The following is a 4239-nucleotide window of genomic DNA, read 5'->3' on the forward strand; positions in this document are numbered from 1 at the left end:
CGGCCGTAGGGCGGATAAGCCGAAGGCGCATCCGCCGTTACCCATTCAACAAAAACGTATTGATCGACAACCGGCCCTTCGCGGGGTCGGTGTCAAAATCGAACCCCGCCGCAATATTCCCCGAATGCAGACTCGTGCACCGGTACAATAATAGCCGGTTGAACGCCGCCTCATAAGACGCAATGCGCTCGAACTGATCGGTATCGCCGTTGATATAACCCGGTGGCGGCAGCCGCCCGGCTTTGGCATCCGCTTCCAGCGCCCCCAGAAAAGACTCCCGACGGCCCGCGTCCACATATTCAAAACCGGTATCGCGGTGGCGGTAAAACGACGTACCGCCCAGTTCCGGGCCACACAGAAAATGAATCATGGCCAGCTCGGTGGGCCGATTGGAATCAAAGTGCGGGATACGCTGCACCGGGTGCAGATCATCCGGCCGGGTGGTCACCAGAGAGTAGGAGCACTCGACGCTGGCAATCTGCCCGGAGTGGATGCCGAACACGCGCTCAATCAGCCCCGGCAGGCTGTTCTGCAATGCCTGATAGTAGCTACCTGGCGCCGCGGCGCGCAGGCCGGGGTAAAAACCGGTGTTGTTGTCGAAGCCCTTTTTCGCCACCGCGTCCTCGCGAAGCGCCCCGGCGCCCAACAGAAAATCATCAATACAGACCACGGGTTGACGCTCTGCACCCACCTGGTCCACTCTGACCCGGGCTTCGGGGTTAAACTGTACTGAGGGTTCCGGGGACACAGCCATAGACGCCATCCGCTTTGTGATCGAAAATAGGGGCTCTCCGTATTTACCGGAACAGTTTACGTGGTCTTTGATCCGGACAACACCTCTTACAACAAGGCGGTTCTATGAAAAAACTACTCGGTATCGTGGCACTCTCAAGCGGCTTTGCGGCGCTGTTTCTGGTATTCATCGCCGGCCCGAGCTTTCGCAATGGCTGGCTGGATCTCGGGCAGGCGTTTACCCTGCTGCGCTGGGGTGCCTATGTGGGTATTGCCAGCGTGCCGCTGATCATCGGCTACGCCATTTGGCAGAAACCCCAGGGGCGCTTCACCTCGGCACTCGCGATTTCCGCCGTGGTGGGGCTGTTCAGCTTTTACCTGCCGTTCAGCCAGTGGCAGACCGCCCAGTCAGTGCCCCCGATTCACGACATCACCACCGACCTCGACAACCCGCCGGCGTTTGTGGCGATACTGCCCTTGCGGGAAAACGCCCCCAACCCGGCGGAGTACGCTGGCGAGGAGACGGCCAAGCAGCAACGTGAGGCCTACCCTGAGCTGCAACCCCTGATCGTCGAGCGGCCCGTGGCCGACGTGCTCGAAGCGGCCCAAGCGGTTGTGGAAGGTCAGGCCTGGGATCTGGCCGGCGCCGAACAGCTCGACGATGGCAGCGCCCGGGTGGAAGCCACCGACACCACGCTCTGGTTCGGCTTCAAAGACGACGTGGTAATCCGTATTCAGCCCCATGAAAACGGCAGCCGGGTCGACGTCCGCAGCAAATCCCGCCTGGGCCGCAGCGACGTCGGCGCCAATGCCCGACGCATTGAGCTGTTCATGGAAAAGTTACAGGAAGAGCTTCAGTAGGTCGGATCGCTATGAAGACCAGCACGCAAGCCATCGCCGCCCTCGTTGACGCCTGCGAGCCCGACTCCATCGTCGCCGTTGGCGAGCAGGCCCAGGCCATTGCCCAACGCTGGCACGATACCCACGGCCAGTGTCAACTGACCTGCCTGGATGCCGCCGATACCGAACAGGGCCTCAGCCTGCCCCGCACTCAGGACCTGGCCCTGGTCACCGGCAGCCTTGAACATCTGAGCCATTCGGCCGGTCAAACCCTCATCGGTCAGTTGCGCAACTACGGCACCCGACAGATCGGCGTCCTGGTCACTGACGGTGCCGGCTGGAGCCTCACCGATTTCATCGGCCTGGGCTTCCGACGCCAGGCCCGTATCGAAGAAGAGGGGCACAACCAGACGCTCTACACCTACAACATCAGCAACTACAATCACAAGCGGGACTGGAACAACCCGCGCTTCTGGGCCAACCCGGAAATGTGGGGCAAAGCCTGGTGGTAATCCAACTACCAGGATACCTCCACACGGTTGCGACCAAACTCTTTGGCTTTGTACAGCGCCTGATCCACCCGGTTGAAAATCTCGTCCAGCGTTTCGCCCTGACGTAAGGTGGCGACCCCGAAGCTGGCGGTGATTCGCCCCACCTGCTCGAACTCCTCCTCCGCCAACAGGGCCCGCAGCTTTTCAGCCAGCCCGGCGGCCTCACGCAGTTCGGTATCGCGACAGACCAACACGAACTCCTCACCGCCCCAACGGGCAAAGAGGTCGGTCCCGCGGATATTGTGTTTGACCAGAGAAGAGAGCCCGGTCAGAACCTGATCGCCCACCGCGTGACCGTAGTGGTCATTGATCGGCTTGAAGCGGTCGACGTCCACCATGATCAGTGACAGGGGCTTACCCTCGCGCCGCTCCACCAACCCCAGGGCAATCGCCTCTTCAATACCCTGACGGTTGAACGCCCCGGTCAAAGGGTCGGTTTTCGCTTTATCCTCCAGAGCTCGACTGCGACTATCCAGCAATTGATTGACCTGCAGCAATTCCTGTTCGCGGGCATGCCGCAAGCTCAACTCCTGTTTGAGCCGCCAGGTGCGCACCGCCAGAAAGGCCAGTGCGGCCATCAGCCAGACCGCCACAAGAATCTGGTACCACTGCTCGGTGGAAATGACCTGGCCCGTCAACTCGATGCGGGACAAAGTGAATCGGTGCTCACCAGGAATCCCGGTAGAGCCGGTCTGTACCTCGATCACCACGATGTTATCGAACTGCGGATGGGCCATATCCGGAGAAATCCGATAGCGCTGAAACCACCAGTTGGCGACAAAGAAATCCGCCATGGAGAACTCCAACCAGGCGCCGCCTTTGGCCAGATCGGCATCAAACTCGATCTGATTGTACTTAGTGCTGTCGTTAACGTAGCGTTTGCTGTAGCGCGGGTCGTAATTTCTCAAGTACAGGCGGATGGTTTCGGTCGGACCCTCATAGTCCATCCAGAACCGGATCTGATCATACCGACGCAGATCCAGTCCATTTTCACGCTCCTCATCCAGCACCAGCTCGAAGCCACAAAACATGTACCGATCACTGTCGACCAGCTCACACTCCCAGCTCATGGCGGCGGGATCAATGACCGCTGAGCGGCTCTCGCCGCCTTCGCCAGCGTCACTGTAGTGGGCTACGGTTCCGTCGCTACCGTCCAGCGCCAATCCGGTTTCCAGAATGGGCCGCTCGGCCACTATGGCGACCACCGTCAGCAGAATCAGCAGCGCCAGTCCCGCCTCCACCCGTAAAAAGCGGTTTTTGAAGCTATTGGCAACCGTAGACGTCATATTTAAACCATTTTTCGTTATTGTAGACCGACCGACATATAGTCATATTAACCATAGCCGTTTTGTTGACCACTTTACAAGCAGTTTCTTGACACCTCTAGGGTAGCGGTTTTCATCGCAAGATGCTCCCCCACAATGTCGTCAATTTCAACTTTTGTGACTTTGATCAAGGCCGGGCTGGACTCGGCGAGATCAACTGCTTTAGGATCAAAGCCGCTGGACCGCGCCGTACCGCTCACTTCAGGATCGCTCGCGCGGGCGGCGGTCATCGTTTCGGCACCGCATGGGTGCCCAACCCGGAGGCAATCCATGCTGGCGACCATCCTCTCCCACCCAAGCTGCCATCGGCACCGGATGCCAGACGGCCACCCGGAATGCCCGGAACGTCTGGATGCCATCAACAATCGCCTCTTGACCAGCGGCCTGGACGGGCTGCTGCTGCACAAGCAGGCGCCGGCGGTCACCCGGGAGCAACTGCTGCGGGTCCATGACCCGGAATACCTGGACAATTTGGAGGAGGCGGCCAGAACCCTGGGAGAGGATCAGATTCTGCCCTTCGACACCGATGTCTACCTGAGTCGCGACACTCTGGAGGCCGCCCGGCATGCCGCCGGAGCCGCCGCCTACGGGGTGGACCTGGTGATGGCGGGAGAGACCGATGCGGTCTTCTGCAACGTGCGTCCGCCGGGCCACCACGCCGAGCCGGATCGGGCCATGGGCTTCTGCCTGTACAACAATGTTGCCATCGCCGCCGTCCACGCGCTGGCGCAGCACGGACTGCAGCGGATCGCCATCGCCGATTTCGATGTCCACCACGGCAATGGCACTCA

5 protein-coding genes and 1 pseudogene are annotated in these 4239 nt (G+C 60.3%); 3 read left to right on the forward strand and 3 right to left on the reverse strand.

Features of this window, described 5'->3' with window-relative positions; all coding sequences use genetic code 11:
• Positions 1-37 precede the first annotated feature (37 nt).
• Positions 38-754: a DUF6445 family protein gene (locus B3520_RS11600; protein WP_286806583.1), complete on the reverse strand. Its 717-nt coding sequence runs from the start codon at positions 752-754 to the stop codon at positions 38-40.
• A gap of 104 nt (positions 755-858) precedes the next feature.
• Here B3520_RS11600 and B3520_RS11605 point away from each other — a divergent pair, with 104 nt between their 5' ends.
• Together B3520_RS11605 and B3520_RS11610 are read left to right on the forward strand one after the other, a co-directional pair.
• A complete protein-coding gene (locus tag B3520_RS11605; RefSeq protein WP_286806581.1) occupies positions 859-1593 on the forward strand; it encodes a DUF1499 domain-containing protein in 735 nt (244 codons plus the stop codon).
• Positions 1594-1604: 11 nt separating this feature from the next.
• The gene (locus B3520_RS11610) at positions 1605-2084 is read left to right on the forward strand and encodes a DUF6231 family protein (RefSeq protein ID WP_286806579.1); all 480 of its coding nucleotides are present in this window, start codon (positions 1605-1607) and stop codon (positions 2082-2084) included.
• Positions 2085-2089: 5 nt separating this feature from the next.
• On the opposite strand, the gene B3520_RS11615 is transcribed toward B3520_RS11610, so the two are convergent.
• Positions 2090-3409 carry a GGDEF domain-containing protein gene (locus B3520_RS11615; protein ID WP_286806577.1) on the reverse strand — a complete coding sequence of 440 codons (1320 nt, stop codon included), beginning with the start codon at positions 3407-3409 and terminating at the stop codon, positions 2090-2092.
• Between the two features lie 74 nt (positions 3410-3483).
• Positions 3484-3678, reverse strand: coding sequence for a hypothetical protein (locus B3520_RS11620; RefSeq protein ID WP_286806575.1), 195 nt, complete (start codon positions 3676-3678; stop codon positions 3484-3486).
• 40 nt (positions 3679-3718) lie between these two features.
• Here B3520_RS11620 and B3520_RS11625 point away from each other — a divergent pair.
• Positions 3719-4239: pseudogene (locus tag B3520_RS11625) on the forward strand (histone deacetylase family protein); the annotation flags it as partial.

The organism is Marinimicrobium sp. UBA4509, from assembly GCF_002388575.1.
In the GTDB taxonomy this organism is placed as follows: domain Bacteria; phylum Pseudomonadota; class Gammaproteobacteria; order Pseudomonadales; family Cellvibrionaceae; genus Marinimicrobium; species Marinimicrobium koreense.

Bases quoted from the DNA above. Each gene is read 5' to 3' on its own strand.
- B3520_RS11600 (WP_286806583.1), bottom strand. From the start codon at position 754: ATGGCTGTGTCCCCGGAACCCTCAGTACAGTTTAACCCCGAAGCCCGG.
- B3520_RS11605 (WP_286806581.1), top strand. From the start codon at position 859: ATGAAAAAACTACTCGGTATCGTGGCACTCTCAAGCGGCTTTGCGGCG.
- B3520_RS11610 (WP_286806579.1), top strand. From the start codon at position 1,605: ATGAAGACCAGCACGCAAGCCATCGCCGCCCTCGTTGACGCCTGCGAG.
- B3520_RS11615 (WP_286806577.1), bottom strand. From the start codon at position 3,409: ATGACGTCTACGGTTGCCAATAGCTTCAAAAACCGCTTTTTACGGGTG.
- B3520_RS11620 (WP_286806575.1), bottom strand. From the start codon at position 3,678: ATGACCGCCGCCCGCGCGAGCGATCCTGAAGTGAGCGGTACGGCGCGG.